This window comes from Mycobacterium sp. ITM-2016-00317, assembly GCF_002968295.1.
GTDB lineage: Bacteria > Actinomycetota > Actinomycetes > Mycobacteriales > Mycobacteriaceae > Mycobacterium.
In genome coordinates this window covers 4,440,361-4,467,358 of sequence record NZ_CP134399.1, presented here as the reverse complement: position 1 = coordinate 4,467,358, position 26,998 = coordinate 4,440,361, and the positions used below count along the sequence as shown (strand labels likewise).

At 66.6% G+C, this 26,998-nt stretch carries 23 protein-coding genes and 1 pseudogene; 20 read left to right on the top strand and 4 right to left on the bottom strand.

Translation table 11 applies throughout. The annotated features are described in order from the left end of the window. Positions 1–2 precede the first annotated feature (2 nt). The 8 genes from C6A87_RS21270 to C6A87_RS21235 are packed head-to-tail and all read left to right on the top strand — an operon-like array spanning position 3 to position 9,102. Positions 3–1,469, top strand: coding sequence for an MCE family protein (locus C6A87_RS21270; RefSeq protein WP_311114072.1), 1,467 nt, complete (start codon positions 3–5; stop codon positions 1,467–1,469). Between the two features lie 59 nt (positions 1,470–1,528). Beyond that, complete coding sequence (locus C6A87_RS21265) at positions 1,529–2,560, top strand: virulence factor Mce family protein (protein ID WP_311114071.1); 1,032 nt, start codon at positions 1,529–1,531, stop codon at positions 2,558–2,560. Continuing rightward, entirely contained in the window at positions 2,557–3,915 is a 1,359-nt protein-coding gene (locus C6A87_RS21260) for an MCE family protein (RefSeq protein WP_311114070.1), read from the top strand. The genes C6A87_RS21265 and C6A87_RS21260 overlap by 4 nt, the downstream gene beginning before the upstream one ends. Continuing rightward, positions 3,912–5,219, top strand: a complete 1,308-nt coding sequence (locus tag C6A87_RS21255; RefSeq protein ID WP_311114069.1) for an MCE family protein — start codon at positions 3,912–3,914, stop codon at positions 5,217–5,219. The genes C6A87_RS21260 and C6A87_RS21255 overlap by 4 nt, the downstream gene beginning before the upstream one ends. Continuing rightward, positions 5,216–6,355: an MCE family protein gene (locus tag C6A87_RS21250; protein WP_311114068.1), complete on the top strand. Its 1,140-nt coding sequence runs from the start codon at positions 5,216–5,218 to the stop codon at positions 6,353–6,355. Before C6A87_RS21255 ends, C6A87_RS21250 begins: the two co-directional genes overlap by 4 nt. Before the next feature lies 1 nt (position 6,356). Then, positions 6,357–7,817, top strand: a complete 1,461-nt coding sequence (locus C6A87_RS21245; protein WP_311114067.1) for an MlaD family protein — start codon at positions 6,357–6,359, stop codon at positions 7,815–7,817. Then, positions 7,781–8,464, top strand: coding sequence for an Mce protein (locus tag C6A87_RS21240; protein ID WP_311114066.1), 684 nt, complete (start codon positions 7,781–7,783; stop codon positions 8,462–8,464). The genes C6A87_RS21245 and C6A87_RS21240 overlap by 37 nt, the downstream gene beginning before the upstream one ends. Beyond that, entirely contained in the window at positions 8,461–9,102 is a 642-nt protein-coding gene (locus C6A87_RS21235; RefSeq protein ID WP_311114065.1) for a hypothetical protein, read from the top strand. The genes C6A87_RS21240 and C6A87_RS21235 overlap by 4 nt, the downstream gene beginning before the upstream one ends. A gap of 4 nt (positions 9,103–9,106) precedes the next feature. On the opposite strand, the gene C6A87_RS21230 is transcribed toward C6A87_RS21235, so the two are convergent. After that, a complete protein-coding gene (locus C6A87_RS21230; protein ID WP_311114064.1) occupies positions 9,107–9,916 on the bottom strand; it encodes an SDR family oxidoreductase in 810 nt (269 codons plus the stop codon). Positions 9,917–9,940: 24 nt separating this feature from the next. Here C6A87_RS21230 and C6A87_RS21225 point away from each other — a divergent pair. From C6A87_RS21225 to C6A87_RS21185, 9 genes and pseudogenes are all read left to right on the top strand, one after another. Further along, positions 9,941–11,202, top strand: a pseudogene (locus C6A87_RS21225) (WS/DGAT domain-containing protein). Between the two features lie 45 nt (positions 11,203–11,247). After that, positions 11,248–12,687, top strand: a complete 1,440-nt coding sequence (locus C6A87_RS21220) for a carotenoid oxygenase family protein (protein ID WP_311114063.1) — start codon at positions 11,248–11,250, stop codon at positions 12,685–12,687. 46 nt (positions 12,688–12,733) lie between these two features. After that, complete coding sequence (locus C6A87_RS21215) at positions 12,734–13,255, top strand: DoxX family protein (RefSeq protein ID WP_311114062.1); 522 nt, start codon at positions 12,734–12,736, stop codon at positions 13,253–13,255. A 141-nt stretch (positions 13,256–13,396) separates the two neighbouring features. Beyond that, positions 13,397–14,035, top strand: a complete 639-nt coding sequence (locus tag C6A87_RS21210; RefSeq protein WP_311114061.1) for a VWA domain-containing protein — start codon at positions 13,397–13,399, stop codon at positions 14,033–14,035. Between the two features lie 63 nt (positions 14,036–14,098). Next, the gene (locus tag C6A87_RS21205) at positions 14,099–15,265 is read left to right on the top strand and encodes a protein phosphatase 2C domain-containing protein (protein ID WP_311114060.1); all 1,167 of its coding nucleotides are present in this window, start codon (positions 14,099–14,101) and stop codon (positions 15,263–15,265) included. Positions 15,266–15,322: 57 nt separating this feature from the next. Beyond that, positions 15,323–16,882 (top strand): serine/threonine-protein kinase, encoded by a 1,560-nt coding sequence (locus tag C6A87_RS21200; RefSeq protein WP_311114059.1) that lies wholly within the window; start codon positions 15,323–15,325, stop codon positions 16,880–16,882. Next, positions 16,851–17,789, top strand: a complete 939-nt coding sequence (locus C6A87_RS21195) for a hypothetical protein (protein WP_311114058.1) — start codon at positions 16,851–16,853, stop codon at positions 17,787–17,789. The genes C6A87_RS21200 and C6A87_RS21195 overlap by 32 nt, the downstream gene beginning before the upstream one ends. Continuing rightward, positions 17,698–18,786 (top strand): hypothetical protein, encoded by a 1,089-nt coding sequence (locus C6A87_RS21190; protein WP_311114057.1) that lies wholly within the window; start codon positions 17,698–17,700, stop codon positions 18,784–18,786. The genes C6A87_RS21195 and C6A87_RS21190 overlap by 92 nt, the downstream gene beginning before the upstream one ends. A 425-nt stretch (positions 18,787–19,211) precedes the next feature. Then, entirely contained in the window at positions 19,212–20,942 is a 1,731-nt protein-coding gene (locus C6A87_RS21185; RefSeq protein WP_311114056.1) for a DUF3556 domain-containing protein, read from the top strand. Here C6A87_RS21185 and C6A87_RS21180 read toward each other — a convergent pair. Then, positions 20,939–21,730, bottom strand: coding sequence for a FadR/GntR family transcriptional regulator (locus C6A87_RS21180; RefSeq protein WP_311114055.1), 792 nt, complete (start codon positions 21,728–21,730; stop codon positions 20,939–20,941). The two genes, C6A87_RS21185 and C6A87_RS21180, sit on opposite strands and share 4 nt — an antisense overlap. A 195-nt stretch (positions 21,731–21,925) precedes the next feature. Here C6A87_RS21180 and C6A87_RS21175 point away from each other — a divergent pair, with 195 nt between their 5' ends. Genes C6A87_RS21175 through C6A87_RS21165 form a run of 3 tightly spaced genes read left to right on the top strand, consistent with a single transcriptional unit; the run spans position 21,926 to position 25,072 of the window. Beyond that, complete coding sequence (locus tag C6A87_RS21175) at positions 21,926–23,083, top strand: thiolase family protein (RefSeq protein WP_311114054.1); 1,158 nt, start codon at positions 21,926–21,928, stop codon at positions 23,081–23,083. Beyond that, the gene (locus C6A87_RS21170; RefSeq protein ID WP_311114053.1) at positions 23,080–23,895 is read left to right on the top strand and encodes an enoyl-CoA hydratase-related protein; all 816 of its coding nucleotides are present in this window, start codon (positions 23,080–23,082) and stop codon (positions 23,893–23,895) included. Before C6A87_RS21175 ends, C6A87_RS21170 begins: the two co-directional genes overlap by 4 nt. A gap of 34 nt (positions 23,896–23,929) precedes the next feature. Further along, the gene (locus C6A87_RS21165; RefSeq protein WP_311118027.1) at positions 23,930–25,072 is read left to right on the top strand and encodes an acyl-CoA dehydrogenase family protein; all 1,143 of its coding nucleotides are present in this window, start codon (positions 23,930–23,932) and stop codon (positions 25,070–25,072) included. Positions 25,073–25,149: 77 nt separating this feature from the next. Here C6A87_RS21165 and C6A87_RS21160 read toward each other — a convergent pair whose 3' ends face one another. Both C6A87_RS21160 and C6A87_RS21155 read right to left on the bottom strand, forming a co-directional pair. Continuing rightward, positions 25,150–25,896: a fasciclin domain-containing protein gene (locus tag C6A87_RS21160; RefSeq protein WP_311114052.1), complete on the bottom strand. Its 747-nt coding sequence runs from the start codon at positions 25,894–25,896 to the stop codon at positions 25,150–25,152. A gap of 118 nt (positions 25,897–26,014) precedes the next feature. Beyond that, on the bottom strand, positions 26,015–26,971 hold the full coding sequence (locus C6A87_RS21155) for an SDR family NAD(P)-dependent oxidoreductase (RefSeq protein ID WP_311114051.1): 957 nt from the start codon (positions 26,969–26,971) through the stop codon (positions 26,015–26,017). Between the last annotated feature and the right edge of the window lie 27 nt (positions 26,972–26,998).

The following is a 26,998-nucleotide window of genomic DNA, read 5'->3' as shown; positions in this document are numbered from 1 at the left end:
GCGTGGACGACGAAGGCCTCAAGCCGGGCTGGTGGACGCTCATCCTGGCCGTGCTGTTCACAGCGGCCATCGGACTGACGTACGTGATGTTCACCGGAAGCCTGAAATCCACTGTGCCGGTGACGCTGACCTCCGACCGGGCCGGCCTGGTGATGGAAACCAACGCGAAGGTCAAGCTGCGCGGTGTGCAGGTCGGCCGTGTCGCAGACATCGCGGTCACCGGTCAGCAGGACCCCACCGTTGCGCTGAAGCTGGAGATCGATCCCGATCAGCTGCAGTACATCCCGGCCAACGTGGAGGCCCAGATCCGGGCGACCACCGTGTTCGGCGCCAAGTTCGTCGACCTGGTGTTCCCCGACGATCCCAGCAGCGGGCGGCTCGAAGCCGGCCAGGTGCTGATGTCGCGCAACGTGACCACCGAGGTCAACACCGTCTTCCAGAACCTCGTCGCGGTGCTCGACCAGGTCGACGCGGCCAAGCTCAACAGCACGCTGTCGGCACTGGCCGACGGCGTCCGCGGCCAGGGTGAGCGGATCGGGCAGGCCACCACCGACGCCAACGAGGTGCTGCTGGCGCTCAACCCGCGCCACGAGACCATCGAGGCCGACCTGCAGGCGCTGGACCAGTTCAACCAGACCTACAGCGCTGCGGCACAAGACATCCTGAGCACGCTCGACGCCGCGTCCACCACCAGCGAGACCGTGGTCAACCAGGCAGAGGAACTGGACGCGCTGCTGCTGTCCACGCTCGGGCTGTCCAACAGCGGCATCAACCTGCTGGCGCCGAATCAGGCCAACCTGATCAACGCGGTCAACCTGCTGGCGCCGACGACGAACCTGCTGCACAAGTACAGCCCGTCGTACACGTGCCTGTTGCTCGGGGCCAAGCACCTGCTCGACGAAGGCGGTTACGAGGCGCCCGGCGGCAACGGCCGCACCCTGGTGCTCGACGCCGGCCTGTCCTTCGGCGACGACCCGTACAAGTACCCGCAGCACCTGCCGATCGTGGGCGCCAAGGGCGGACCCGGCGGAAAGCCGAGCTGCGGTTCGCTGCCCGTGGTCGCCGACAACTGGCCGGTGCGCAACCTGGTCACCAACACCGGCTTCGGCAGCGGTCTGGACTGGCGCCCGAACCCGGGCATCGCCTTCCCGATGTACGCGAACTACCTGCCCACCACCCGTGCCGTGCCGGAAGCGCCGAGTGTCCGGAACATGTTCGGCGGTCCGGCGATCGGACCCGTCCCGTACCCGGGAGCGCCTGCCTACGGTGCCCAGCTGTACGCACCGGACGGCACGCCGCTGTGGCCGGGACTGCCACCGGCACCGCCGCCGGGGGCGCCGCGCGACCCCGGCCCGCGGCCCGGTTCGGAACCGTTCGTGGTGCCGAACCCGGCCCAGATGCAGCCGACGGCCGTGCCGTATCCGTTCGTGCCGCCGCCGGTCCCGGCGCAGCCCGGACCGCCCAGTTAGTTCCCGCCCGACCCGCCCGGCTAGTTCCCGCAGCTTCCGAACGCACTGAGAGGTAACCGATGTCAGTCAGTATCCGGCGAGACGCCACGCGTCTCGGGGTGTTCCTGGCTGTCTGCCTGCTCGGGGTGTTCGGCTTGTTCGCGGTGTTCGGGCAGATGCGTTTCGGCGAGAAGAGCCATCGCTACCTGGCCGAGTTCGTGAACGTGACCGGGTTGGAGACCAACGATTTCGTCCGGATCGCCGGCGTCGAGGTCGGCAAGATCAAGAGCGTCGAGATCCAGCCGGACACCACGGCTCTGGTGGAGTTCACCGCCGACGACTCGGTGGTGCTGACCGAGGGCAGCCGTGCCGTCATCCGCTACGACGACCTCATCGGCGGCCGCTACCTGGCGCTGGAAGAGGGCGCCGGCGCGACGGCCACGCTGCAGCCCGGCCAGACGATCCCGCTCGCCCGCACGTCCCCGGCACTGGACCTCGACGCGCTGATCGGCGGCTTCCGGCCGCTGTTCCGGGCGCTCGACCCCGACCAGATCAACGCGCTGTCAGGGCAGTTGATCTCCGCGCTGCAGGGCCAGGGCGGCACCATCAACTCATTCCTGGCCCAGACCGCGGCGTTGACCAGCACGCTGGCCGATCGCGACCAGCTGATCGGTGATGTCGTCGTGAACCTCAACACCGTGCTCGGCTCGCTGGGAGACCAGAGCGACCAATTCGCCACGGCCGTCGACGCGCTGTCCGAACTGGTCGACGGACTGTCCTCGCGCGGCCGGGAGATCAGCGACGGACTCGCCTACACCAACGCCGCGGCAGGCAGCATCGCCGACATGCTCGCCGAGGCCCGGCCGCCGCTGAAGAAGACGATCGACGAAACCGACCGCACCGCAGGCATCGTCGTGGCCGACCACGAGTACTTCGACAACGTGATCAACACGCTGCCCGACGCCTACCAGGCGCTGGCGCGGCAGGGCATCTACGGCGACTTCTTCAGCTTCTATCTTTGCGACATCGTGCTCAAACTCAACGGCAAGGGCGGACAACCGGTGTACGTGAAGGTCGCCGGTCAGTCCAGCGGGAGGTGTGCGCCGCGATGAGGCCCTTCAGTGAACGCAACCAGGTGGTCATCGGCGCCGTCGGGCTCGGCGTCACCGCCGCCGTCATCTTCGGCGCGGTGAACTACGACAAGCTGCCGTTCGTCGACCAGGGCCGTCAGTACACCGCGCACTTCGCCGAGGCCGGTGGCCTGACCACCGATGCCTCCGTTCAGGTTTCGGGCTTCAAGGTGGGTCAGGTCGAGTCCATCGAACTGGACGGCCCGCAGGTGCTGGTGACCTTCACCGTCGACAAGGACATCCGCCTCGGCGACCGCACCGAGGCCGCGATCAAGACCAAGGGCCTGCTGGGCACCAAGGTGCTGGAGGTCGTCGCCCGCGGCGACGGTCAGCAGGACGGGGTCATCCCGCTGGACCGCACCACCTCGCCCTACCAGCTGCCCGATGCCCTCGGCGACCTGTCGGCGACCATCAGTGGCCTGGACACCGATCAACTGTCGGAGTCCCTGCGGGTGCTCTCGACGACGTTCGCCGACACCCCGCCGCAGCTCAAGATCGCCGTCGAGGGCGTGGCACGGTTCTCCGACACGCTCAACGAGCGCGACGCACAGCTGCGTGGCCTGCTGGCCAACGCGAACAAGGCCACCACTGTGCTGGCCGAGCGCAGCGATCAGGTGGTCAGCCTGGTCTCCGACACCAACGCGCTGCTGGCCGAACTGCGCAACCAGAGCGCGGCGCTGGACCAGATCTCGGGCAACATCTCGGCGCTCAGCCAGCAGCTGCAGGGCGCCATCGGCGAGAACCGCGCGACGGTCAAACCCGCGCTGGACAAGCTCAACGGCGTGCTCACCATCCTGGACAACCGCAAGGAGCGGCTGCAGAAGTCGCTGAGCCTGCTCAACCAGTACGCGATGTCGCTGGGGGAGTCGGTGTCGGCGGGCCCGTTCTTCAAGACCTACGTGGCCAACCTGCTGCCCGGCCAGTTCCTGCAGCCGTTCATCGACGTCGCGTTCTCCGACCTAGGTCTGGACCCGAACGTGCTGCTGCCGTCGCAGCGCAGCGACCCGCAGGTCGGCCAGCCCGGCACCCCGGCGATGCCGGTGCCGTTCCCGCGGACCGGCCAGGGCGGCGAGCCGCGGATGACGATTCCGGACGCCATCACCGGCAACCCGGGAGACCAGGGTTGCGGCCCGGCGGGGATCCCGCTGCCCGGTCCGACCGGCTGCTACCCGTACCGCGAGCCCGGGCCCGCGCCGGCACCGGGCGGTCCGCCGCCCGGTCCGCCCGCACTCGCGCCGCACGGTGTCGCGTCGACGCCGAGCCCGAACCCGGCTGCGGTGTTCGACCCGGCCCCCGGTGAAGCGCCTCCGCTCGTCCCCGTGGAGGACACGCCATGAGAAACCCCCGGACCTGGGTCGGCCTCGTGCTGGTCCTGCTGCTGGTCGCCGGCGTCGCGACACTGGTGCGTACCACCGACAAGGTGAACAGAGTCAACGTCGTCGCGTACTTCGAGAACAGCAACGGTATCTACGTCGGTGACGACGTGCGTGTCCTCGGCGTGCCGGTCGGCAAGATCACCTCGATCGACCCCGAACCCGAACGGGTGAAGATCTCGTTCTGGTACGACGACCGCTACGACGTGCCGGCCGACGCGAAGGCCGCCATCCTGTCGCCGGCGCTGGTGACCGCCCGCGCGATCCAGCTGACCCCCGTCTACACCGGAGGCCCGGTGATGGGCGACGACACCGTGATCCCGTTGGAGCGCACCGTCGTTCCCGTCGAATGGGACCAGGTGCGCCAGCAGTTGCAGCGGCTCAGCGAGACGCTGCAGCCCACCGAACCCGGCGGGGTGAGCCCGCTCGGCTCGGTCATCAACACCACCGCCGACAACCTGCGCGGCCAGGGCGTCAACATCCGGCAGACCGTCGTCAAACTGTCCCAGGCGATCTCGGCGCTCGGCGACCACAGCACCGACGTCTTCTCGACGATCAAGAACCTGGCGATCCTGGTGTCGGCGTTGCAGGACAGCACCGACCTGATGCGGCAGCTGAACCAGAACCTGGCCTCGGTCACCGGTGTGCTGGCCGACGGCCCGGACGAAGTGGGCGCTGCGGTAAGGGATCTCAACGACGCCGTCGGCGAGGTGCAGAGCTTCGTCGCCGAGAACCGTGAGGCGCTCGGCACCACGTCGGACAAGCTGGCGGGCGTCACCACCGCGCTCAACGAGAGCCTCGAGGACATCAAGCAGTTCCTGCACGTGGCGCCGACGACGTTCCAGAACTACACCAACATCTGGCAGCCGGCGCAGGGCGCGATCAGCAGCGTCCCGCAGATCAACAACTTCGCCAATCCCATCCAGTTCCTCTGCGGCGCAGTGCAGGCCGCGTCCCGGCTGGGTGCCGAGGAGTCGGCCAAGCTGTGCGTGCAGTACCTGGCGCCGATCATCAAGAACCGCCAGTACAACTTCCCGCCGCTGGGCCTGAACCAGTTCGTCGGCGCCACCACCCGGCCCAACGAGCTGACCTACAGCGAGGACTGGCTGCGCCCGGATTACATCCCGCCTGCCGCTCCGCCGCCGCCGGGGCTGCCCGTCCCGCTCGGCGCCGAGTCCGACACCCCGGCGCTGGCCGCCGAGGTCCCGACACCGACGAACCCGAACGACGGTCTGCTGGGCATGATGGTGCCGGGAGGCGGATCGTGACCACCTCCAGGACCCGCCTCGGGGCAGCGGTCGCGGTGCTCTGCGCGGCGCTCGTGACGTCCGGTTGCAGCGACTGGCGCGGACTGAATTCCGTTGCGCTGCCGGGAACTCAGGGCGGCGGGCCCGGCTCGTTCACCGTCCAGGCGCAGATGCCCGACGTCGACAACGTCGAGCAGAACTCGCGCGTCCGGGTCGGCGACGTCAACGTCGGCACCGTCACCAAGATCGAGCGCCAGGGCTGGAACGCGCTGGTGACGATGTCCCTCAACCCCGGCGTGGTGCTGCCGGCCAACGCGATCGCCAAGGTCGGTCAGACCAGCCTTCTGGGCTCCCAGCACATCGAGCTCGCCGCGCCCACCGAGGACGCTCCACAGGGCAGGTTGGCGCAGGGGTCGGTGATCCCACTGGCGTCCGCGGGTGCGTACCCGACCACCGAGCAGGCGCTGGCGGCGGTCGCGCTGCTGCTCAACGGCGGTGGCATCGGCAACATCCAGGACATCACCGACGCGCTGTCGACCGCGTTCACCGGGCGCGAGAACGACCTGCGCAGCCTGATCGAACAACTCGACATCGCGGTCGGGCACCTGGAGGACCAGACCGACGACATCATCGCGACCGCCGAGAGCCTGAACAATGTGGTCGGTCAGATCGCCGAGCAGAAGCCGGTGGTGGACCGGGCGCTGAAGACGATCCCGGACGCGCTGGCGGTGCTGCGCGACCAGCGCGACACCCTGTCCGAGGCGCTGGTGCAGCTCGGCCGGTTCAGCGCACTGGCCGCCGACTCGGTCAACCAGACCCGCGAGGCGCTCGTCCAGGAACTCAGAGACCTCGGCCCGGTGCTGCAGTCGCTGGCCGACGCCGGACCCGCGCTGACCCGCTCGCTGAGCTTCCTGCCGACGTTCCCGTTTCCCAAGGAGACGCTGACGAACTGGATGCGCGGCGACTACGCGAACCTGACCCTGGTCGTCGACATGACGCTGAGCCGCCTCGACTCCGGGTTCTTCACCGGCACCCGCTGGGAAGGCGACCTGACCGAACTAGAGTTGCAGTGGGGCCGCACTATCGGGCAGATGCCGAGCCCGTACACCGCGGGCAACCCGCTGGTGGCGCCGTACCGCTGGGATCAGGGGCGCTGACATGCGACTGACACGCAAGATGCTGATCCAGGTGGCGATCTTCTCGGTGCTGGCCGTGGCCGCCGTCGGGACGATGGTCTTCGGCTACATGCGGCTGCCGGAGATGGTCGGCATCGGCCAGTACAAGGTGACCGTCGAGCTGCCCGAGACCGGCGGGCTCTACGAGCGCAGCAACGTCACCTACCGGGGTTCGCAGGTCGGCGTCGTCGACAGCGTCGGGTTGACCGACCGCGGGGTGGCGGCCGAGTTGTCGTTGAACTCCGACATCGAGATCCCGGCCGACGTCGTGGCCGAGGTGCGCAGCCAGTCGGCGGTGGGCGAACAGTTCGTGCAGCTGACGCCGCAGAGCGCCGGTGGCCCGCAACTGCGCGACGGCGACGTGATCCCGCGCGACCGGGCCAAGGTGCCTGCCGACGTCAACGCGGTTCTGGAGCTGACCAACCTGGGCCTGCAGGCGATTCCGCAGGACAACCTGCGGACGGTCGTCGACGAGGCCTACGAGGCGGTGGGCGGTCTGGGACCCGAACTGCGCCGGCTGGTGAGCGGATCGACTCAACTGGCCATCGATGCGCGCCAAGAGCTCGACTCACTGACCACGCTGATCGACCAGTCCGAGCCGGTACTGGACTCCCAGATCGACACGTCGAGCTCGATCCGGGCGTGGGCAGCCAACCTGGCGGACGTCACCGGGCAACTGCAGCGCGAGGACGCCGCGGTCTCCGGCCTGCTCAGCAAAGGCCCCGGTGCGGCAGAGGAGACCAGGGCGCTGTTCGACCGGCTGCAGCCGACGCTGCCCGTCGTGCTCGCCAACCTGGTCAGTGTCGGCGAGGTGGCCGTCGCCTACCAGCCCAGCCTGGAGCAGCTGCTGGTGCTGCTGCCCCAGGGCACCGCCGTGACCCAGGCCGTCGGCATCGCCAAGCACGGGACCAAGCAGGACTACATGGGCGACTACCTGGTGTTCAACCTGAACCTGAACGTGCCGCCGCCGTGCACCACCGGCTTCCTGCCGGCTCAGCAGCAGCGTGGGCCGACGTTCGAGGACTATCCCGAACGGCCCGCAGGGGACCTCTACTGCCGGGTGCCGCAGGACAGTGCGTTCAACGTGCGCGGTGCCCGCAACCTGCCCTGCATCACCGCGCCCGGTAAGCGTGCGCCCAGCGCCGCCATGTGCGAGAGCGACGAGGTCTACGTCCCGCTGAACGAGGGATACAACTGGAAGGGCGACCCGAACGCGACGCTGTCGGGGCAGGCCGTGCCCCAGCTGCGGCCGGGTCAGCAACCTGCCGAAGCTGCTGCCCCACCCGGCCCGGCCCAGCCGCCGGTGGCGGTCGCCGAATACGATCCCGCCGACGGCACGTACGTTGGTCCGGACGGACGTGTGTACGCACAGTCCAATCTGGCAGAAAGTGCCACAGAGGAGCGAACATGGCAGACGATGCTGCTGCCCCCGACGGGGAACTGAAAAAGCCGACCGCGCAGGCGGGCGAGCCCGAGTCCGGCACCGTCGAACCCGAGTCCGGGGCGGTAGAGGCCGCGGATTCCACGGATTCCGCGGCCGACGAGACCGTCGGTGACGAGGCCGTTGCCGAGACCGTCGAGGACACCGAACCAGCGACCCGCAACCCGATCTCGCACGTGAAGCTCGCGCTGATCGCCGGGATCGTCGCGGTGGTGGCGCTCGCGGCGCTCACCGGCTGGCTCGGCTATCGGACCTACGAGTCCGATCGTGCCGAGGCGCAGCGCAATGTGTTCCTGCAGGTCGGTCGCCAGGGCGCGGTGAATCTGACGACCATCGACTGGGAGAACGCCGACGCCGACGTGCAGCGCATTCTCGATTCGGCGACCGGCACGTTCTACGACGAGTTCCAGCAGCGTGCAGAGCCTTTCGTCGAGGTGGTCAAGCAGGCCCAGTCGAAGTCGGTCGGCACCGTCGCCGAGGCCGGTCTGGAGAGCGTCGGCGACAACGAGGCCCAGGTGCTCGTCGCGGTGACCGTGCAGACGACGAATGCCGGTGCGCCCGAACAACAGCCGCGGGCCTGGCGGATGCGGATATCCGTGCAAGAGGTCGACGGCGATGCCAAGGTTTCGAAAGTGGAGTTCGTGCCGTGAGTGAAGATGTGAAACGCAACGTGCCCGGCGACGAGAAGAGCGAGATCGTCGACGACACAGTTGACGTCACCGAGCCCGACGAGTCCACCGAGGTCACTGAGTCCACCGAGGCCGCCGACGAGTCCACCGACGCAGTCGCGCCGCCCAAGAAGCCGATGGCGTGGTCGCGGGTGGTCGCGTTCGGGCTGCTGCCGGCACTGGCCCTGGTGCTCGCGATGGGCGCGGGATATCTGAAGTGGCGCGACAACTCGGTGCGCAACAACGAGATCGCCGCGATGACCTCCGTGCAGGCGGCCCGCGACAGCACGATCGCGCTGCTGTCCTACACCCCCGACAAGGTCGAGGAGCAGCTCGGTGCGGCGCGCGATCTGCTGACCGGCGATTTCCGGGAGGCCTACACGTCACTGACCGACGACGTGGTGATTCCCGGCGCAAAGGAGCAGCAGATCTCCGCGGTCGCCTCGGTGCCGGCAGCGGCGTCGGTGTCGGCCACTCCCGGCGAGGCCGTGGTGCTGCTGTTCGTGAACCAGACGGTGTCCGTTGGTGCGGCCGCGCCCACCGACACGGCGTCGAGCGTGCGGGTCACGTTGGAGAAGGACGGCGACCGCTGGCTGATCTCCAAGTTCGACCCGGTGTAGCCGCTCAGCGGCGGTCGCGGCCCGGGTGGCCGCGGCCCAGCATCGGCAACAGGATCCAGCGTGGTGCGAGCCGGTTCAGCGCCGCGGCGACGCGGTTCGCTCGGCCGGGCACGATCACCCGTCTACCGCCGGCCAGACCGTCGAGTGCGGTCCGGGCGACGTCGTCGGGCTGCTCCCACAAGAACTTCGGCAGCAGCTTCTCCGCCTCGGCGTCGGGAATGCCTGCGGCTTCGCCGAATCCGGTCCGCACCGGGCCCGGACACACGACCGCGGCGGCGACGCCGGTGCCCTTCAACTCCTCGGCCATCGCCTCGGTGTAGGACAGCACGAACGCTTTCGCCGCTCCGTAGGACGCCTGCCACGGCACCGGCCCGAACGCGCCGACCGATGCGACATTGAGCACCGCGCCCCGGCCGCGGGCGACCATGCCGGGCACGAAACGGGTGCACAGATCGACCACCGCGGCGACGTCGACCTCGATCAGCCGCAGCTCGGCGTCCACGTCCATGCCGGCGACCCCGCCGACGTTCGCCATGCCGGCGTTGTTGACCAGCACATCCACCGTCAGCCCGAGTTCGGCCACCCGGTCCGGCAGCGCCGCCCGGTCAGCGGGCCGGGCCAGGTCGGCGGCCAGCACATGTGCGCCAGGGCCGAGCTCCGCGGCGAGCTCGCGGAGGCGGTCGGCGCGACGGGCCACCAGGATCACCTGGTGTCCACGCCGGACGAACTCGCGGGCGATGTGCTCACCGATCCCCGACGACGCGCCGGTGACCAGCGCCGCCCCGGTGGCGGAGGGCCCCGGCAGCGTCGGCATGCGGGCCAGCCTAGCCTGGGGCCCATGACGGTGCGCCGGCTCGCAGCGGTCGACGCCCAGACCTATTGGATGTCGGCCTCGGTCCCCAGCGACCAGTTCTTGCTCTACGCGTTCGGCGGGCGCCCGGACAGCCTCGAGGCCGCTCTCGCCGCGGTGCGCGACCGGGCGCGGGCCTGTGCCGACTTCGGGATGCGCGTCGACGACACCGCGTTCTGGACCTATCCGGTCTGGGTGCACCGCGAGGTGACCACCGACCAGATCGTGGTGCACGAGGTCGACCCGCCGACGTGGCAGGGATGCCTGACCACCGTTGCGGGGTTGACCGACGAGTCGCTCGACGCCCGCGACGCCACCTGGCGCCTGCATGTGTTCCCCGATGTCGGGGAAATCCCCGGTGCGGGGCCGGGTTCGGTTGCCGTGCTGCAGATCTCTCATGCCCTCGCCGACGGTGTGCTGGCCTCGGCGCTGGCGGCGCATCTGTTCGGCCGCGACGGCGCGGTGCCTACGGTGACCGCGACGCCGGTGCGGGCTGCGGCCCTGCCGTGGCGTGCGTCAGCCGCCGGGCGCGCGCACCGCCGACTGGTCCGCGACACCGATGCGGGCCTCGTTCCGCCACAGGCGCTTCCACGTCCGGCGCTGCGCACCAACACGCTGCCGGCCCGCGGCACCTGCGGACCGTGGTGTGCCGCCGCGAGCAGTTCGGCGCGGCGACGGTGACCGTCGGGGTGCTCGCGGCGGTGTCGGCAGCGCTCGCCGGGCATCTGCGTGCGCACGGTGACGATCCGGCACGGCTGGGCGCCGAGGTTCCGATGGCGCGGACGGCACCGAGGCAGGCGCGCAACCACTACGGCAATGTCAGCGTGGAGCTGTACCCGGAACTGCCCGCACCGGAGCGCAGTGCGGCGATCGCCGCCGATCTGCGCCGGCGCCGGCGGCGGGCCGTACATCCGGCGCTGCGCGCCGAGGCCGCCGCACTGGCCGCCCTGCCCGCGCCGCTGTTGCGCTGGGGCGTCGCGCAATTCGATCCGAACGTGCGGTCGGCGGAGGTCACCGGCAACACCGTGGTCTCCAGCGTCAACCGGGGGCCGGCGGATCTGACGTTCGGCGGCGACCCCGTGGTGCTCACCGCGGGCTTCCCGTCGTTGTCGCCGATGATGGGCCTGACACACGGCGTGCACGGCATCGGCGGTGCGGTCGCGGTCAGCGTGCACGCCGCGGATTCGGTGATCGGTGACCTGGACGCCTACCTGGACCGGCTCACCTGGGAGCTACGTTCGCCCCCGTAGTGGTGCTATACAGGGTGCACGGACGATGCAGGGGAGCGGACCGCAATGGCCAACCAGTACCTCGAAGGCGCGTTCGCACCGTTGGTGGACGAGTACACGCTCACCGACCTCGACGTGCGGGGCCGCATCCCCGACTATCTGGACGGCCGTTACCTGCGCAACGGGCCCAATCCGGTCGCCGAGGTCGACCCCGAGCTCTACCACTGGTTCACCGGCGACGGCATGGTGCACGGCATCCGCCTCCGGGACGGAAGAGCGCAGTGGTACCGCAACCGCTGGGTGCGCAGTCCCGTCGTGGCCGAGGCATTGGGGGAGAGCCCGCCCCGCGGGGACTTCGGCCTCACCCCGATCGGCGCCAACACCAACGTGATCGGGCATGCGGGCAAGACGCTCGCGCTGATCGAATCCGGCGTCGCGCAGTACGAGCTGACCGACGAACTGGAGACCGTCGGCGTCTGCGATTTCGACGGGACCCTGACCGGCGGTTACACCGCACACCCCAAGCGCGACCCGCAGACCGGCGAACTGCATGCGGTGTCCTACTGCCTGCTCAACGGAAACACGGTGCAGTACTCGGTGATCGGGACAGACGGACGGGCCAGACGCACCATCGACGTCGAGGTCACGGGCAGCCCGATGATGCACGACTTCTCGCTGACCGAGCGCCATGTGGTGTTCTACGACCTTCCGGTCACCTTCGACGCGCGGCGGGCCGCCGCGGTCGGTGTGCCGCGCTGGCTGCAACTGCCCGCGCGCCTGGTGTTGTCCGCGCTGATCGGCCGGGTGCGCATCCCCGACCCGGTCGCCGCGCGCCGCCCGGGCCGGCGGTCCGGCGACCCGGCGTTCCCGTACTCGTGGAACCCGCGGTACCCGGCCCGAATCGGCGTCATGCCCCGCGAGGGCGGCAACGCCGACGTCCGCTGGTTCGAGATCGAGCCCTGCTACGTGTTCCACCCGATGAACGCGTTCGACGACGGCGACACCGTCGTGCTCGACGTCGTGCGGCACGAGAAGATGTTCGCCACCGACCGTCTCGGGCCCAACGAGGGCATGCCGACGCTGGATAGGTGGACCGTCGATCTGGCAGACGGCAAGGTGCGGGAGTCCCGGATCGACGACCGGGGGCAAGAGTTCCCGCGCGTCGACGAACGCGTGGTGGGCCGGCCGCACCGCTACGGCTACGCCCCGACGGTCACCGGAGGCGGATCCTGCGCCGACACCCTGCTCAAGCACGACTTCACCGGATCCGGTTCGATGTCCCGGTCCTTCGGGAACGAAAAGACCGTCGGTGAGTTCGTCTTCCACCCGTCGGCACCCGACGCCGGCGAGGACGACGGTGTGCTGATGGGTTACGTGTACGACCGTGCCACCGATCGCAGCGAGCTGGCGATCCTGGACGCACAGACCCTCGACGACGTCGCCGCGGTCCGATTACCGCACCGGGTGCCGGCGGGTTTCCACGGCAACTGGGTGCCGGCGGAGTAGGACGGGGGCTGGGCAGCGACGTGACAGATGTTCTAAGTTCTGTTACATGAGTGCCTATGACGTCGGAGTCCTGATCCTGCGAGTCGTCCTCGGTCTGACGATGGCCGCACACGGTTACAACAAGTTCTTCGGCAAGGGCGGACTGAAAGGCACCGCCGGCTGGTTCGACAGCATGGGGATGCGGCCGGGCATGTTCCACGCCCGGATCGCCGCGAGCACCGAGATGGCCGCGGGCATCGGGCTGGCGCTGGGCCTGCTGACCCCGGTCCCGGCAGCCGGCTTCGTCGCGTTGATGCTCGTCGCGGCCTGGACCGTGCACCGGGCCAACGGGTTCTTCATCGTCAAGGAGGGCTGGGAGTACAACCTCGTGCTCGCGGCCTCGGCGGTCGGCATCGCCACGATCGGCGCGGGCAAGCTCAGCCTCGACTACCTGCTGTTCTCCGGCAGCGCCTTCTACGACCTGCTGCACGGCTGGTGGGGCCTGCTCATCGCCGTCGTGCTCGGCCTGGCCGGCGGCATCGGCCAGCTGGTGATCTTCTACCGCCCGCCCGCCAAACAGGACGCCTAGTCTCAGCGCTGGCAAATTTTCGGGACCTGCTTCTGTAGCGCGCGTCTGTGGTTGAATCCAATGGTCTACCCGCGGGGGGAGGCCAGCAGCTGACGCAGCGAAGGGGACATAAGGGTGGAACCACAGGGCACGGTGCTTCCGGTGTATTTCGTCGCCGACGAATCGGGTTCGATGACTCCGAATATCTCAGAACTCAACGAGGGGCTGGTAACACTTCAAGACTCGCTACAAAAGGAGTCGTTCGCCGCCGCTAAGGTGCGTTTTTCGGTTGTGGGTTTCTCCGACACTGCACACACCTACCTTGTGCCTAGTGATTTGCGTGAGCTTCCTGCGATGCCGACGCTGCAGGCGAGAGGGATGACTTCATATTCTGCAGCGTTTGATGAACTCACTTCACGTGTCAATCAGGACATTCCCAAACTTAAATCTTTAGGGTATGCCGTGAACCGGCCTGCGGTGTTTTTCCTGACCGATGGTCAGCCGAACTCAGGCGAAGATTGGCAGACTGCGCGATCAAATCTTCTGGCGCAGCACGGTCGCCCCAACATTCTAGCCTTCGGAATCGGTGAGGCAGACGCCGCGACCGTGAAAGAAATCGCCACTAAACCAGAATATGCGTTTATCGCGGCCAAGGGCGTCGATACAGGCGCGGCGATCAGCGAATTCATCACCTCTTTAACGCAATCGGTGATCAGTTCCGGCCAGGCGCTGGCGTCAGGGGCTGCCGAGCTGCAAATGGAGAAGCCGGAAGGTTTCTCGCTGGCTGTCGACATCCTGTAGCGGTAAACGGCTATGGCTGGTACGCCAAAACGTCGATGGGGCAAGCGGTCACAGTCGCAAAAGGTGACTGGCGCTGACGACGAGAGCTTGCCCACCGCAGCGGGTAATGCGTCTGACGAGTTCGCTGTAGAGATCTTGCTGGATTCGGAGCAATCACACAGAGTGCTCGGGATTAACGGGGTGCCGCGACCCTCAGAAGCAGGTTGGCATTCGGTTCCGGACGTCGCTATTTCGGTCGGGACTGTTGCTCCCATCGACGGAGAGCTCGAACCAAACGATCGCGAGGCGTCGGAAACCCAATCCGAGGGCGTTCGGCGAGCTGTTGTCTCGGAGGTTTCAGGGCCGGTTCGGGTGCCGCAGTTGATAATTGGTTCCGCCTCACCCGATGTTGAGGCGACCCCGATAGGAGAAGCGTTCCGGTCGTTGCCCTTTCGACCCGACACTATTGTTGATGGGTGGTCAACTAATGCGATGACGGTGTGGGGAGCGTCGCTGCGTGGACATTTCCACAGGTACAACGGTTCGCCACGTCAGGACGACTTTGCGATTCATCTAATGCAGGACGGTCGAATTGTGGCTATCGTTGCTGATGGGGTGTCTGCGGCTGCTCAGTCACATCTCGGGTCGAGCGCCGTGGTCAACTATGCGGCACAGTGGTTGCTCTCCCAAGTTCCCACGGCGACCGAAGCGACGGACTGGGAGGCGTTAGTCAAGAGTACGGCATGGGCATTGACGGAGCGGGCACAGGTTGTCTTCAAGACCCCAGAGCCCGACCCGGGTTTGGCCGAGAACGAATTAGCCACCACCATGACCTGTGCAGTAGTGGAGGAGGTGGACTCCGGAGCCTATAGAGCCTTCGTGATCGGAGTCGGCGATTCCGGTGCGTGGCTGCTCCATGACGGCGAGTTTAGGCCCGTACTCGACGGCAAAACAGTTGGGGAGGGCGGTATTTCATCCTCGGCGGTCTCAGGTCTGCCGCGAGTGCCCTCCCGCATTGAGCCTTCGATTGTGGAGTTTGGACATGGCGACGTGCTGCTTCTCGGTACCGATGGGATCGGTGATCCGCTCGGAGGTGGACAAGGGGGGGTCGGGAATCTCTTCAGGGAGCTGTTCGGGGCCGCCGCGCCCTCGCTCATCGAGTTCGCTCACGCGGTGGATTTCAGTCGTGAGACCTTCGACGACGATCGCACACTGGTGGCGATCCGTCCGCGTACGCCTGGTTCGAAGTGATAAAGACTTGGCATCGGCAGATTTGGGGGCTATTGACGTTGCGTAAGGCGTCTATAAGTGACTGAGCCCATCGAACTCAGAAGGATTTCGTCGACGCTGGTCAAGATAGGCCAGGGCGGCCAAGGTGTCGTTTATAGAGCCCCGCAGGTGAGCATTCCTTTCGCCAAATCGATGGTGTACAAGGAATACAAGCCTGCAGCATTAGCCGCACTTGACGTGAATGCCCTCAAGGCAATGCCAGCCTTCCTGGAGGCGCTTCCGTACGGTGAAGGGGCGCGACTCATCAGCATCGCGGCGTGGCCATGCCGAGTAGTGGAGGACAACGGCAAGGCCAAGGGCTTCGTGATGCCGAGTATCCCCGACGAGTTCTTCACCACGTTTTGGACAGTCAAGGGTCCGTCAACGATTGCCGCCGAGTTCCAACACTTGCTCAACGAACCGCATGTACTTGCGAGAAGCTTTGGAGGACAGGTTGTTTCCGATCGTCAGCGGTACGGATTGCTGCGCAGTTTGGTCTCAGCCCTGACGTTTCTGCACGGTCACGGCATCTGTGTCGGCGATCTATCGCCCAAGAATCTCCTCTTTGCTTTGTCCAGCCGCCCGGAGATCTATTTCATCGACTGTGATGCCATGCGTGTCAACGGCGTGTCGTTGACCACTCAGTTGGAAACGCCGGGTTGGGAGGTTCCCGCCGGCGAGAGAAAGGCGACAACCTCGTCGGACCGTTACAAACTGGGACTTCTGGCATTGAGATTGATAGTCGGTAGCCAGGACGCCACCAGCCGCGCAAGGCTGCCTGCCTCGGTCCACCCGAGCTTGCGTCAGGTCATTGGCGACACATTGACCCGGCCCGCAACCGATCGACCGACCTTGTCCAGCTGGGATTCAGCATTGGAGCAGGCATGGAAGGCGGCGCCAGTGAATCCGCCGCCGCCCGCTTCGGTCCCGCCGGCCCCGGTGGTTGCGCCGACGGCGCCAGTTCCTGCGGTGCATCGACGGAGTTCCCCGGCTATAACGGTCACCCAGCCCCACTCGCCTCAACCGACCCCCGCCGCTTCACCGAGATTGCCCGCGAAGATGGCTTGGCTGCTGGTTCCTGTCGTGCTCGGTGCGGCGGTCGTGGGTCTCAAGGTGAACCCCGGGTCGTCTTCTGACGAAGGGAGTGGCTCGGAACCGAGCCTCTCCGCGACGCCAACAGCTCCGTACACGCGAGCGTGGAGTACTCCTCCCATCGCGCCGATGCCCACGACGGCACCTACTCCCACTAACGTGATTCCACCACCAGAGGCGCCTGGGCTTGACGCCAACCAACAGTCGTGCACCGGTGGCTATCACCTGACGAATCGGTCAGGCTGGGCCACGAAAGCCATACGGGGAACTCCGAAAACGTCATGCAAGTTCACCGAGAACATCCTCCGTGCGTATTGGGACAACTTCAGCGAGCCCTCTAAGGAGCGGCGCACCATGGACGTGGTTGGGGCGGTTCGGTGCGACAGTGTTCCTGGGGCATCTTGTGCACCCGGTGGTCAGTTGTTCGAGGTGACGTGTGCTGCTCCTGCCGAGAATGATTGGATTACATGCTGGGGTGGTAAAGATGCGGAGGTATATCTCTATTAGCAATACTGCGCATCTTTGGCGCAGTGCTTTTTTTGCAGCAATGGCGGTGGCGTGTGCAGTGGGAGTCACTTCTTGCAGCGCTGACGGAAACCTGGCCACCGCAGAACTGCGCGATGAGCACAGCGTTGAAGCTTCGGATACAAATCGTCCCGAAGCGATCGTAGGGACGACCGCCGCTTCACCATCGGTGGCGGTTGGCGGCGTCGATGAGCTTCAACGAAGTTTCGAAGCGGTCAGTAGCGACATAGCCGGTGACGTTGGGGTTGCCATCGCCAGTGCCAACGGAGTTCGGAGTTTCGGCTCGTGGAGGACGGGGCCGGCATGGTCAACGATCAAGGTGCCTCTGGCAATCGCTGCGCTTCGGAACTCGCAGGAAGCCGCCGCGCCTTTTGTTGACCCCGCAATCAGGAGCTCCGATAACGCCGCAGCGGAGGCTCTATGGGCGCAGCTGGGGCAACCCGAAGAAGCTGCAGCATCCGTGGGCGCCGTCCTCGTGGAGGCTGGCGACAGCTCGACCATCGTGGAGTCCGAACGCAGACGGAGCGAGTTCACCGCATTTGGGCAAACCGACTGGTCCCTGGCTAATCAAGCGACATTCGCATCCAAACTACGGTGCCTAAGTCGAAGCGATTCCGTAATCAACGACATGGGCGACGTGGCAGGCAACCAACAATGGGGACTGGCCGGCAAAAATCATGCCGCCGTCAAAGGGGGCTGGGGCCCCTCACCGGAAGGTCCCTACCTGGTGCGCCAAATCGCCTTGGTTGAAACGGAATCCGGTTCTGTCGGGATTGCCTTGGCGGCACAAGCATCCGATGGCGGGTTTCAAACCGGGTCGACACAACTCGATACGTTATCTGCATGGGTTCTGGACCACCTGGGGTTTTTTCCAGGGGCTCACTGCTGAAAGTTCTGATCTAGGAAGAAGCGGGGATGGTTTCGTGGCCAATGGCATAAACGCACTCAGATCGAACCAGCAGCTGTTGTATGCCACGGCAGGGACAGTGGGCGGTGCGCTCGGAGCAGTGCTTGCCGATATTTTGGTCGGCGATGGGGAGGAGAACTACGTCGTTGTCAACCAGTTTCGGCTGGTGGTGGAAATGGGTCTGTGGTCAGCGGCCTTCGCGAGTGTCCTGGGGTTCATGTTGTTCGCCGCTGGCGAGTGGTATCGGCGGCACGATCTGACGGCCAGTCGCGGAGCGCAGGTTCTGGGAGCCAGTGCTCTGGCGGGTTTCGTCTCCGGTGCGGCAGCACAGGTACTTTTCAACATGGACGTCGGTTCTTTTGAACTCAAGTTCTACGCCTTACGAATCTTGGCATGGTCACTGATGGGAGCGATGCTCGGAGCCATGCTGTCCAAAGCGGTCCCCAACCTCGGCTTAATTCGCGGTATCGGCGCAGGTGCCATCGGAGGTGCCGTCGGGTGTATGGGCTTCTTGTTGGCATCGATGTTCTTGCCGGGCTTGGCTGGACGAGTCACAGGGATTGCCGTGCTGGGACTAGCACTGGGCTTGGCGATGTACTTCGTCCAGAGTATGGCCCGAGAAGCCAGCGTCGAAGTGGAATGGGCACCCTATGAAACATCACACGTCGGTCTGGGCGCACAGCCAATATTCGTTGGCGGGGGAGGAGAAGAACATATCTTTAAGAAGGGGCTCCCTCCCCAAGTTTCGAGCCTTGTCTTCAAAGATGGGCTGGTCGAACATATCGAGACCGCGACGGGAAAGCGTACGCCACTTGTGGACGGCAGTCGTCTACGAATCGGTGGATTGATGATGGTCGTCCACGCTCCGATAATGGGCAGTGCCCCGCAGAAGAACCAAAATCTGCCAGTGGCGGTGGCTGTCGTCGCCACCGTCGTGATGGCAGCCATCGCCTTCACCCTTCTTGGACCCAGGCCTTAGACGCCCCCGTCGGACGCAAGTCCTAGGGCCAGCGCCGCGCCCGAGAACGGGTCGCGTTGGGGACTGCCCCGGGTTCACACACACGAACATGGAACTCAAAATGGCGTCACTAGCCTTATTATTAACACACTGGAAGGAACCGCATGGCTACACTTGCTGACCGAGTCAAGGCAACCGCGCAGTCGTTGATTGCGGCCGCTGGAATGACACACGCGGTGGCGGCGACCGACATCAAGAGCTCGGCAGAGGCCTTACACCGGCAGTTCGCTGAGTACTCGAAAGTGGACATCAGTAAGAAGATCGCGAGCGAGATCAAGAAGTCCCATCAACCAGGAGTTAGCGGGTCGATCTAGTTTCTGGATAGTCTCGGCGATTTTGTGTCTGTTCGCGGGAATCGAAACTGGAACACGTTCTAGTCTGTGTGCATGGGGTTTCTGAAGCAGGACGCGCCCGTCGTCGACTACGCGGAATGGAGCAAGGGCACCCGGGCCGAGCGGATCGTGCCCATGGCGCGCCACTGGGCCGAGGTCGGCTTCGGCACGCCGGTGGTGATGCACCTGTTCTACGTGGTCAAGATCCTGCTCTACATCTTGGGCGCCTGGCTGATCGTCCTGACCACCAGCGGCATAGACGGCTTCACCGACGTGGCCGCCTGGTACCACGAGCCGATCGTGTACCAGAAGGTCGTCCTCTACACGATGCTGTTCGAGATCGTCGGCCTCGGCTGCGGCTTCGGCCCGCTGAACAACCGGTTCTTCCCGCCGATGGGGTCGATCCTGTACTGGTTGCGGCCCAAGACGATTCGGCTGCCACCGTGGCCGAACCGGGTGCCCCTGACCGCCGGGGACACCCGCACCCCGGTCGACGTGGTGCTCTACGCCGCGCTGCTGGTGGTCCTGGTGATCGCGTTGTTCTCCGACGGCACGGGGCCCATCCCCGAACTCGGATCCGAGGTCGGCGTGCTGCCGGTCTGGCAGACCGCCGCCGTCGTCGGCCTGCTGGTGGTGGCCGGGCTGCGCGACAAGGTGCTGTTCCTGGCCGCCCGCGGCGAGGTGTACGGCGCGCTGGCGGTGTGCTTCCTGTTCAGCGGCGCCGACATCGTCATCGCAGCCAAGCTCGTGTGCCTGGTGATCTGGGTGGGTGCGGCCACGTCCAAGCTGAACAAGCACTTCCCGTTCGTCATCTCCACGATGATGAGCAACAACCCGATCATCCGGCCGCGGTCGATCAAACGGAAGTTCTTCGAGCACTTCCCGGACGACCTGCGGCCCGGCCGCGCGTCGCGCGTGCTGGCGCACTTTTCGACGGCGATCGAGATGCTCGTGCCACTGGCACTGTTCTTCTCCCATGGCGGCTGGGCCACCGCGATCGCGGCGACGGTGATGCTGATCTTCCACTTCGGCATCCTGTCGGCGATCCCGATGGGCGTGCCGCTGGAGTGGAACGTCTTCATGATGTTCAGCGTGCTGGCGCTGTTCGTCGGCAACGCCGGCGTCGGGCTCTCGGATCTGCAGAGCCCGTGGCCGATCCTGTTGTTCGCGGTTGTCGCCGGCACCGTCGTGATCGGAAACCTGTTCCCGCGCAAGGTGTCCTTCCTGCCCGGCATGCGCTACTACGCCGGCAACTGGGACACCTCGCTGTGGTGTGTGAAACCGTCGGCGGCCGAGAAGATCTCCAACGGCATCGTCGCAATCGCGAGCATGCCCGCCGCGCAGATGGAGAAGTTCTACGGCAGCAAGGAGACCGCCGAGATCTACCAGTACATGGGGTATGCGTTCCGTTCGTTCAACACCCACGGCCGCGCGATGTTCACGCTGGCCCACCGGGCGATGGCAGGCTGGAACGAGGACGACTACGTGCTGACCGACGGCGAACGGATCTGCAGCACCGCGATTGGCTGGAACTTCGGCGACGGGCACATGCACAACGAGCAGTTGATCGCGGCACTGCAGAAGCGGTGCCACTTCGAACCCGGCGAGGTGCGGGTGCTGCTGCTCGACGCGCAACCAATCCATCGGCAGCGTCAGGAATACCGGCTGGTGGACGCCGCCACCGGTGAGTTCGAGCGCGGCTACGTGATGGTCGCCGACATGGTGACCCGCCAGCCGTGGGACGACACCGTGCCGGCGCACGTCACCTGGCAGCGGGGCGACTAGCCCATCACGTCGCGGACGGGCACACTCTCCAGGCCGGTGAGCAGCAGCTCGCGCGTCTTGTCGAGGTGCTTGCGCCAGTGCGTCTCGGCGCCGACGGCGTCGCCCGCGCGCAGGAACTGCATCAGCTTGCGGTAGGACCGCAACAGCGTGTCGTAGTCGGCCTTGGATACCGGCCGGCGCTCGTTGAACACGAAAGCCGTGTGCCTGACCGTGATCTCGTGCAGCATGCCCGCGATGATGCTCAGCGTCGCGTTGCCCGACAGTTGCACCACGCGCAGATGGAACAGCCCGGTGGTCTCGGCCAGCCGACTGGACTGATGGCCGTCGGCGGCGAGTTCCTCCAGCATCCGCTCGAGCTCGTCGAACGCCTCGTCCGAACCGGACTCGGCGAGCAGTCGCGCAGCCATCGGTTCGATACCCGACTTCGCGGTCAGCAGGTCGGCGATCGTTGCGCCGGACAGCTCCAGCAGCAGCCCGGCGGGCCGGGCGACCACCTCGGGGCCGGGCACCCGGACCCGCGCACCGGTGCGCGATCCGCGGCGCACCTCGACCAGGCGCTCGGACTCCAGCACGCGGACCGCTTCGCGCAGCGTCGGGCGGCTGACACCGAAGTGGGCCATCAGCTCGGCCTCATTCGGCAGGAAGTCGCCGTCCTTGAGCTGCCCGTCGACCACCATCCGGCGTAACGTGCCGGCGACGAGCTCAGCGGTCTTGGGGGACCGGACCGCGGCGCGGGAGGCGACGGCGTCCGGCCCGATCATCGGAGCCAGGGGAGTGCTACGGGTCATCACACCTCCTCGACGGTCGACTACGCTGCACACCAGCTGTGCAACTCAGTAAACCATGTGCAGGCCCGATGTCCGGATCGGTCGAGGTCGGCGCAGGTCGCGGCCCGCTCGGAGGCCTGCCAACCAGTAGGTTGACCTAGTAAACCTTGTTCGTTACTTTCGTGCGTAAAGCCGATCCAAAGAAGGAGTATCTCCATGGCTGAAGCCGTGATCGTCGAGGCAGTGCGCTCTCCAGTCGGAAAGCGAAACGGTGCGTTGTCGGGAATCCATCCGGCCGAGTTGTCGGCCCAGGTCCTCAACGGTCTGGTGGAGCGGGCCGGGGTGGATCCCGCGCTCGTCGACGACGTGATCTGGGGCTGCGTCATGCAGGCCGGTGAGCAGGCGCTCGACATCGCCCGCACCGCGGTGCTGTCCGCCGGTTGGCCCGAGACCGTTCCCGGTGTCACCGTGGACCGTCAGTGTGGCTCCAGCCAGCAGTCGCTGCACTTCGCCGTCGCCGGGGTGATCGCCGGTCACTACGACGTCGTCGTCGCCGGCGGTGTCGAGTCGATGTCGCGCACCCCGATGGGCTCCTCGCTGGCCAACGGCGGAAACCCCTACGGCGAGTCGTTCAAGGCTCGTTACGACAAGACCCCCAACCAGGGCGTCGGCGCCGAGATGATCGCCGAGCAGTGGGGCCTGAGCCGCACCCAGCTCGACGAGTTCTCGCTGCGCTCGCATGAGAAGGCAGCTGCCGCACAGGATTCCGGTGCGTTCAAGGACCAGATCGTCGGCATCACGACCAAGGACGCCGACGGCAACGACACCGTCGTGCTCGAAGACGGCGGCATCCGCCGCGGCGGCACCGTCGAGTCGATGGCCAAGATCAAGCCGGCGTTCAAGGAGGACGGCGTGATCCACGCCGGTAACTCCAGCCAGATCTCCGACGGCTCGGCCGCACTGCTGCTGATGTCGGCCGAGAAGGCCAACGAGCTGGGCCTCAAGCCGCTGGCCAAGGTGCACACCGCGGTGCTCGCAGGCGCCGACCCGGTGATCATGCTGACCGCCCCGATCCCGGCCACCCAGAAGGCGCTGAAGAAGTCCGGCCTGAGCCTGGACCAGATCGGCGTGTTCGAGGTCAACGAGGCGTTCGCCCCGGTTCCGATGGCCTGGCTCAAGGACATCGGCGCGGACGAGACCAAGCTGAACCCCAACGGCGGCGCGATCGCACTGGGCCATCCGCTCGGCGGCTCGGGTGCGCGCATCCTGACCACGCTGCTCTACCACATGCGGGACAACAACATTCAGTACGGCCTGCAGACGATGTGCGAGGGCGGCGGCCAGGCCAACGCGACCATCCTGGAACTGCTGTGACCGAAACCGCGACCGAAACCGCCCCCGGCGCTCTGACCGAGCGTCGGGGCAGGAACAATGACGTACTGGTCATCACTATCAACCGTCCCGAGGCCCGCAACGCGATCAACGCGTCGGTGAGCACGGCCGTCGGCGACGCGCTGCAGGCCGCGCAGGAGGACCCCGAGGTCCGCGCGGTGATCCTGACCGGCGCCGGCGACAAATCCTTCTGTGCCGGAGCGGATCTCAAGGCGATCTCGCGCGGCGAGAACCTGTTCCATCCCGAGCATTCGGAGTGGGGCTTCGCCGGCTACGTGCGGCACTTCATCGACAAGCCGACCATCGCGGCGGTCAACGGCACCGCGCTGGGCGGCGGCACCGAGCTGGCCCTGGCCAGCGATCTGGTGGTCGCCGAGGAACGCGCGAAATTCGGTCTGCCCGAAGTGAAACGCGGCCTGATCGCCGGAGCGGGCGGGGTCTTCCGCATCGTCGAGCAGCTGCCGCGCAAGGTGGCGCTGGAGCTGATCTACACCGGTGAGCCGATCAGCTCCGCCGACGCGCTGCGCTGGGGCCTGATCAACCAGGTCGTGCCCGACGGCACCGTCGTCGACGCGGCTCTGGCGCTGGCCGAGCGGATCACCTGCAACGCGCCGCTGGCCGTACGCGCCAGCAAGCGGGTGTCCTACGGCGCCATCGACGGCGTGGTCGGCGACGAGGAACCGTTCTGGAAGCAGACGTTCGGTGAGTTCTCGACGCTGCTGAAGACCGAGGACGCCATGGAAGGACCGCTGGCCTTCGCGCAGAAGCGCGAGCCGGTCTGGAAGGCCAAGTAAGCCAAGCAAGCCAAGTAAGGAAGACGAAATGCCTTTGAAACGAACGATTTACGACGCCGAGCACGAGGCGTTCCGCGACACCGTCAAGGAGTACATCGAGCGCGAGCTCGTCCCGAACTCCGAGAAGTGGGAGACCGAGCGCATCGTCGACCGGTCGGCCTACACCGCGGCGGGCAAGTACGGCCTCATCGGGTTCAACATGCCCGAGGAGTACGGCGGCGGCGGATCGGATGACTTCCGGTTCAACGCGATCATCGACGAGGAGATGGCGAAGTCCGGGGTGCACGGTCCCGCGCTGAGCCTGCACAACGACGTCGTCGGGCCGTACTTCAAGGACCTGACCAACGACGAGCAGAAGAAGCGGTGGCTGCGGGGTATCGCGAGCGGCGAGACGATCATCGCGGTCGCGATGACCGAGCCCGGCGCGGGCAGCGACCTCGCGGGCATCCGCACCTCCGCGGTGCGCGACGGTGACGACTGGATCATCAACGGCTCCAAGACGTTCATCTCGTCGGGCATCAACTGCGACCTGTGCGTCGTCGTCGCCCGCACCGACCCCGAAGCCGGACACAAGGGCTTCTCGCTGTTCGTGGTCGAGCGCGACATGGAGGGCTTCACCCGCGGCCGCAAGCTCGACAAGATGGGCCTGCACAGCCAGGACACCTCCGAGCTGCACTTCGAGAACGTCCGCGTGCCGAACGCGAACCTGCTCGGCAAGGAAGGTCGCGGCTTCTACCACCTGATGACCAACCTGCCCTCGGAGCGGCTGTCGATCGCGATCTCGGCGATCGCGGGCGCACGTGCGGTGTTCGACGAGACGCTGCAGTACTCCAAGGACCGCAAGGCATTCGGGCAGCCCATCGGCAGCTTCCAGCACAACCGGTTCCTGCTCGCCGAGATGGAGACCGAGCTCGAGATCACCGAGACCTACATCGACCGCTGCCTGCAGGGCGTCGTCGACGGTGAGCTGACCGCGGTCGAGGCGGCCAAGGCCAAGTGGTGGGCCACCGAGACCGCCAAGAAGGTCGTCGACCAGTGCGTGCAGCTGCACGGCGGCTACGGCTACATGCTGGAATACCGCGTCGCACGTGCCTACGTCGACGGTCGGATCCAGACGATCTTCGGTGGCACCACCGAGATCATGAAAGAGATCATCGGCCGCGACCTCGGCGTCTAGCCGGCTGGACCAAACGAATCGGGCGCGTTTCGCGACACTGGGTGTCGCGGAACGCGCCCGATTCGCTCTGCGGAAGATCAGCCGATCGGCGCCTCGGCGGCCGGGGACACCGGTGACTCGGCCGGCGCCGGCGGAGCCGTCTCCGGGGTGGTCTCGGCGGTGGTCTCGGCCGTGGTGGTCGCCGTCTCGGTGGTGCTCGTGGTGGTCGGGGCGATCGGCGCCGGAGCCTCGGCCGGGTTGAGCACCTTGTCCACGATGTAGATGCGCGCGTTCTCCGCCTGGATGCCGCCGCACACCACCTCGGCGGTCTCGTTGACCTGGATGTCGCCGCCGGAGCCGGTCACCTCGATCTCGGTGCCCTCCTGGGTCGGACGCTGGCCCTTGACGTCGTCGGGGCCCAGCAGACCGAGGAACGCGTGGTAGTACACCAGGCTGGTCAGCGCCGCCGGATCGGTGCGCAGCACTTCGAGCTGCTCGGGCGGAAGCGCGGCGAACGCCTCGTCGGTGGGCGCGAACACCACGTACGGGCCGTTGTCGAGCACGCTGGTGATGTTGACCGCGGGGTTGAGCTGACCGGAGATCGCGGAGTTGAACGTCGAGATGTCGGGGATCGAGGCCAGCGCGGTGCTGACCGGCATGTTCGCCAGGCCCTTCCAGTTCGGCAGCGCCTCCTTGAACGCGCCGCAGTCCGGTCCCTGGGGATCGGGGATCTCGACGACCGGGGTGGACGGCTCGGCGTTCGCGGTGATGGACAGCGGGACCGACAGGCCGATCGCGGCGACACTGACAGCGACGCCGATGGCCTTGCTGGTACGGGTCTTCACGTGGTGCTCCTTACAGTCGTCAAGTCGACTGGCATGTTATGTGCCCGGATTGGCGTGGGCCAAGTCGAGCGGTCCCGTTCACCGTGGGAGCGAAGGTAGATGACCTCCGCATCCCGGTTCACGCACGCGAGCCCAGACCGGCCGCGCCGGCGGTGCAGAGATGTTCCGACAGCGCCCACAGCGCCAGCGCGCGGGACTCGTCCGCGGCATACGGCGCGGCGTCCCGCACCTGGCAGTCGGCCAGGTACACAGCGCCGGTGCCGTCGAGTTCGTCGCTGACGGCCGCCCACACCTGGGTGGCCGCACCGTGTTCCGGCGTCGTGAACTGCTTGCGGAAGTCCGTCGGCGGCTTGTCGCCCGCCCGCGACGAACTCGACTTGTTCAGGGCCGCGAAGTCGTCGTTGGTCATGTGCCGCGCCAGCGAGGTGGCCACGATCCCGGGATGCACCGCGAACGCGCGCACGCTGCTGTCGCGCAGCCGGCGATCCAGCTCCACCGCGTGCAGGATGTTGGCGGTCTTCGACGCGCCGTAGGCGGCGAACTTGTCGTACTCGCGGTGCTCCCAGTTCGGGTCCTCGAAGTCGACGTCACCCATCCGGTGGCCTTCCGACGACAGGTTGACCACCCGCGCCCCGTCGGCGGCGACCAGTGCCGGGAACAGCAACCGGGTCAGCTCGAAGTGGCCCAGATGGTTTGTGCCGAACTGCATTTCGAAGCCCTCGGCGGTGCGCCCGAACGGGGTGAACATCACTCCGGCGTTGTTCATCAGCACGTGCACCGCGGGCGTCAGCTCGGCGATCTCTTCGGCCGCGGTCGAGACGCTCGCCAGCGACGTCAGGTCCAGGTGCACCACGGACAGCCGGGCGGCGGGCAGCTCCGCGCGCACCCACGCCTCGGTCTCGGCGAGCGCTTCGGTGTTGCGGGCCGCCAGGATCACGTGGGCGCCGGTCTTGGCCAGCGCGCGGGCGGACTCGCGGCCCAGTCCCGACGAGGCGCCGGTGATGACGCAGGTCTTGCCGGTGAGGTCGACTCCGTCGACGATTTCCAGTGCGGTGGGGGCTGACGTCGATGTCACGACGTGAGGATCGCACGCCGCGCCCAG

What these genes read in the sequence shown, in the direction of transcription:
- C6A87_RS21190 (WP_311114057.1), top strand. Translation starts at nt 17,698, where the DNA reads ATGGCGGGTTTCAAACCGGGTCGACACAACTCGATACGTTATCTGCAT.
- C6A87_RS21180 (WP_311114055.1), bottom strand. Translation starts at nt 21,730, where the DNA reads ATGACCCGTAGCACTCCCCTGGCTCCGATGATCGGGCCGGACGCCGTC.
- C6A87_RS21240 (WP_311114066.1), top strand. Translation starts at nt 7,781, where the DNA reads ATGGCAGACGATGCTGCTGCCCCCGACGGGGAACTGAAAAAGCCGACC.
- C6A87_RS21260 (WP_311114070.1), top strand. Translation starts at nt 2,557, where the DNA reads ATGAGGCCCTTCAGTGAACGCAACCAGGTGGTCATCGGCGCCGTCGGG.
- C6A87_RS21215 (WP_311114062.1), top strand. Translation starts at nt 12,734, where the DNA reads ATGAGTGCCTATGACGTCGGAGTCCTGATCCTGCGAGTCGTCCTCGGT.
- C6A87_RS21245 (WP_311114067.1), top strand. Translation starts at nt 6,357, where the DNA reads ATGCGACTGACACGCAAGATGCTGATCCAGGTGGCGATCTTCTCGGTG.
- C6A87_RS21220 (WP_311114063.1), top strand. Translation starts at nt 11,248, where the DNA reads ATGGCCAACCAGTACCTCGAAGGCGCGTTCGCACCGTTGGTGGACGAG.
- C6A87_RS21265 (WP_311114071.1), top strand. Translation starts at nt 1,529, where the DNA reads ATGTCAGTCAGTATCCGGCGAGACGCCACGCGTCTCGGGGTGTTCCTG.
- C6A87_RS21230 (WP_311114064.1), bottom strand. Translation starts at nt 9,916, where the DNA reads ATGCCGACGCTGCCGGGGCCCTCCGCCACCGGGGCGGCGCTGGTCACC.
- C6A87_RS21175 (WP_311114054.1), top strand. Translation starts at nt 21,926, where the DNA reads ATGGCTGAAGCCGTGATCGTCGAGGCAGTGCGCTCTCCAGTCGGAAAG.
- C6A87_RS21185 (WP_311114056.1), top strand. Translation starts at nt 19,212, where the DNA reads ATGGGGTTTCTGAAGCAGGACGCGCCCGTCGTCGACTACGCGGAATGG.
- C6A87_RS21255 (WP_311114069.1), top strand. Translation starts at nt 3,912, where the DNA reads ATGAGAAACCCCCGGACCTGGGTCGGCCTCGTGCTGGTCCTGCTGCTG.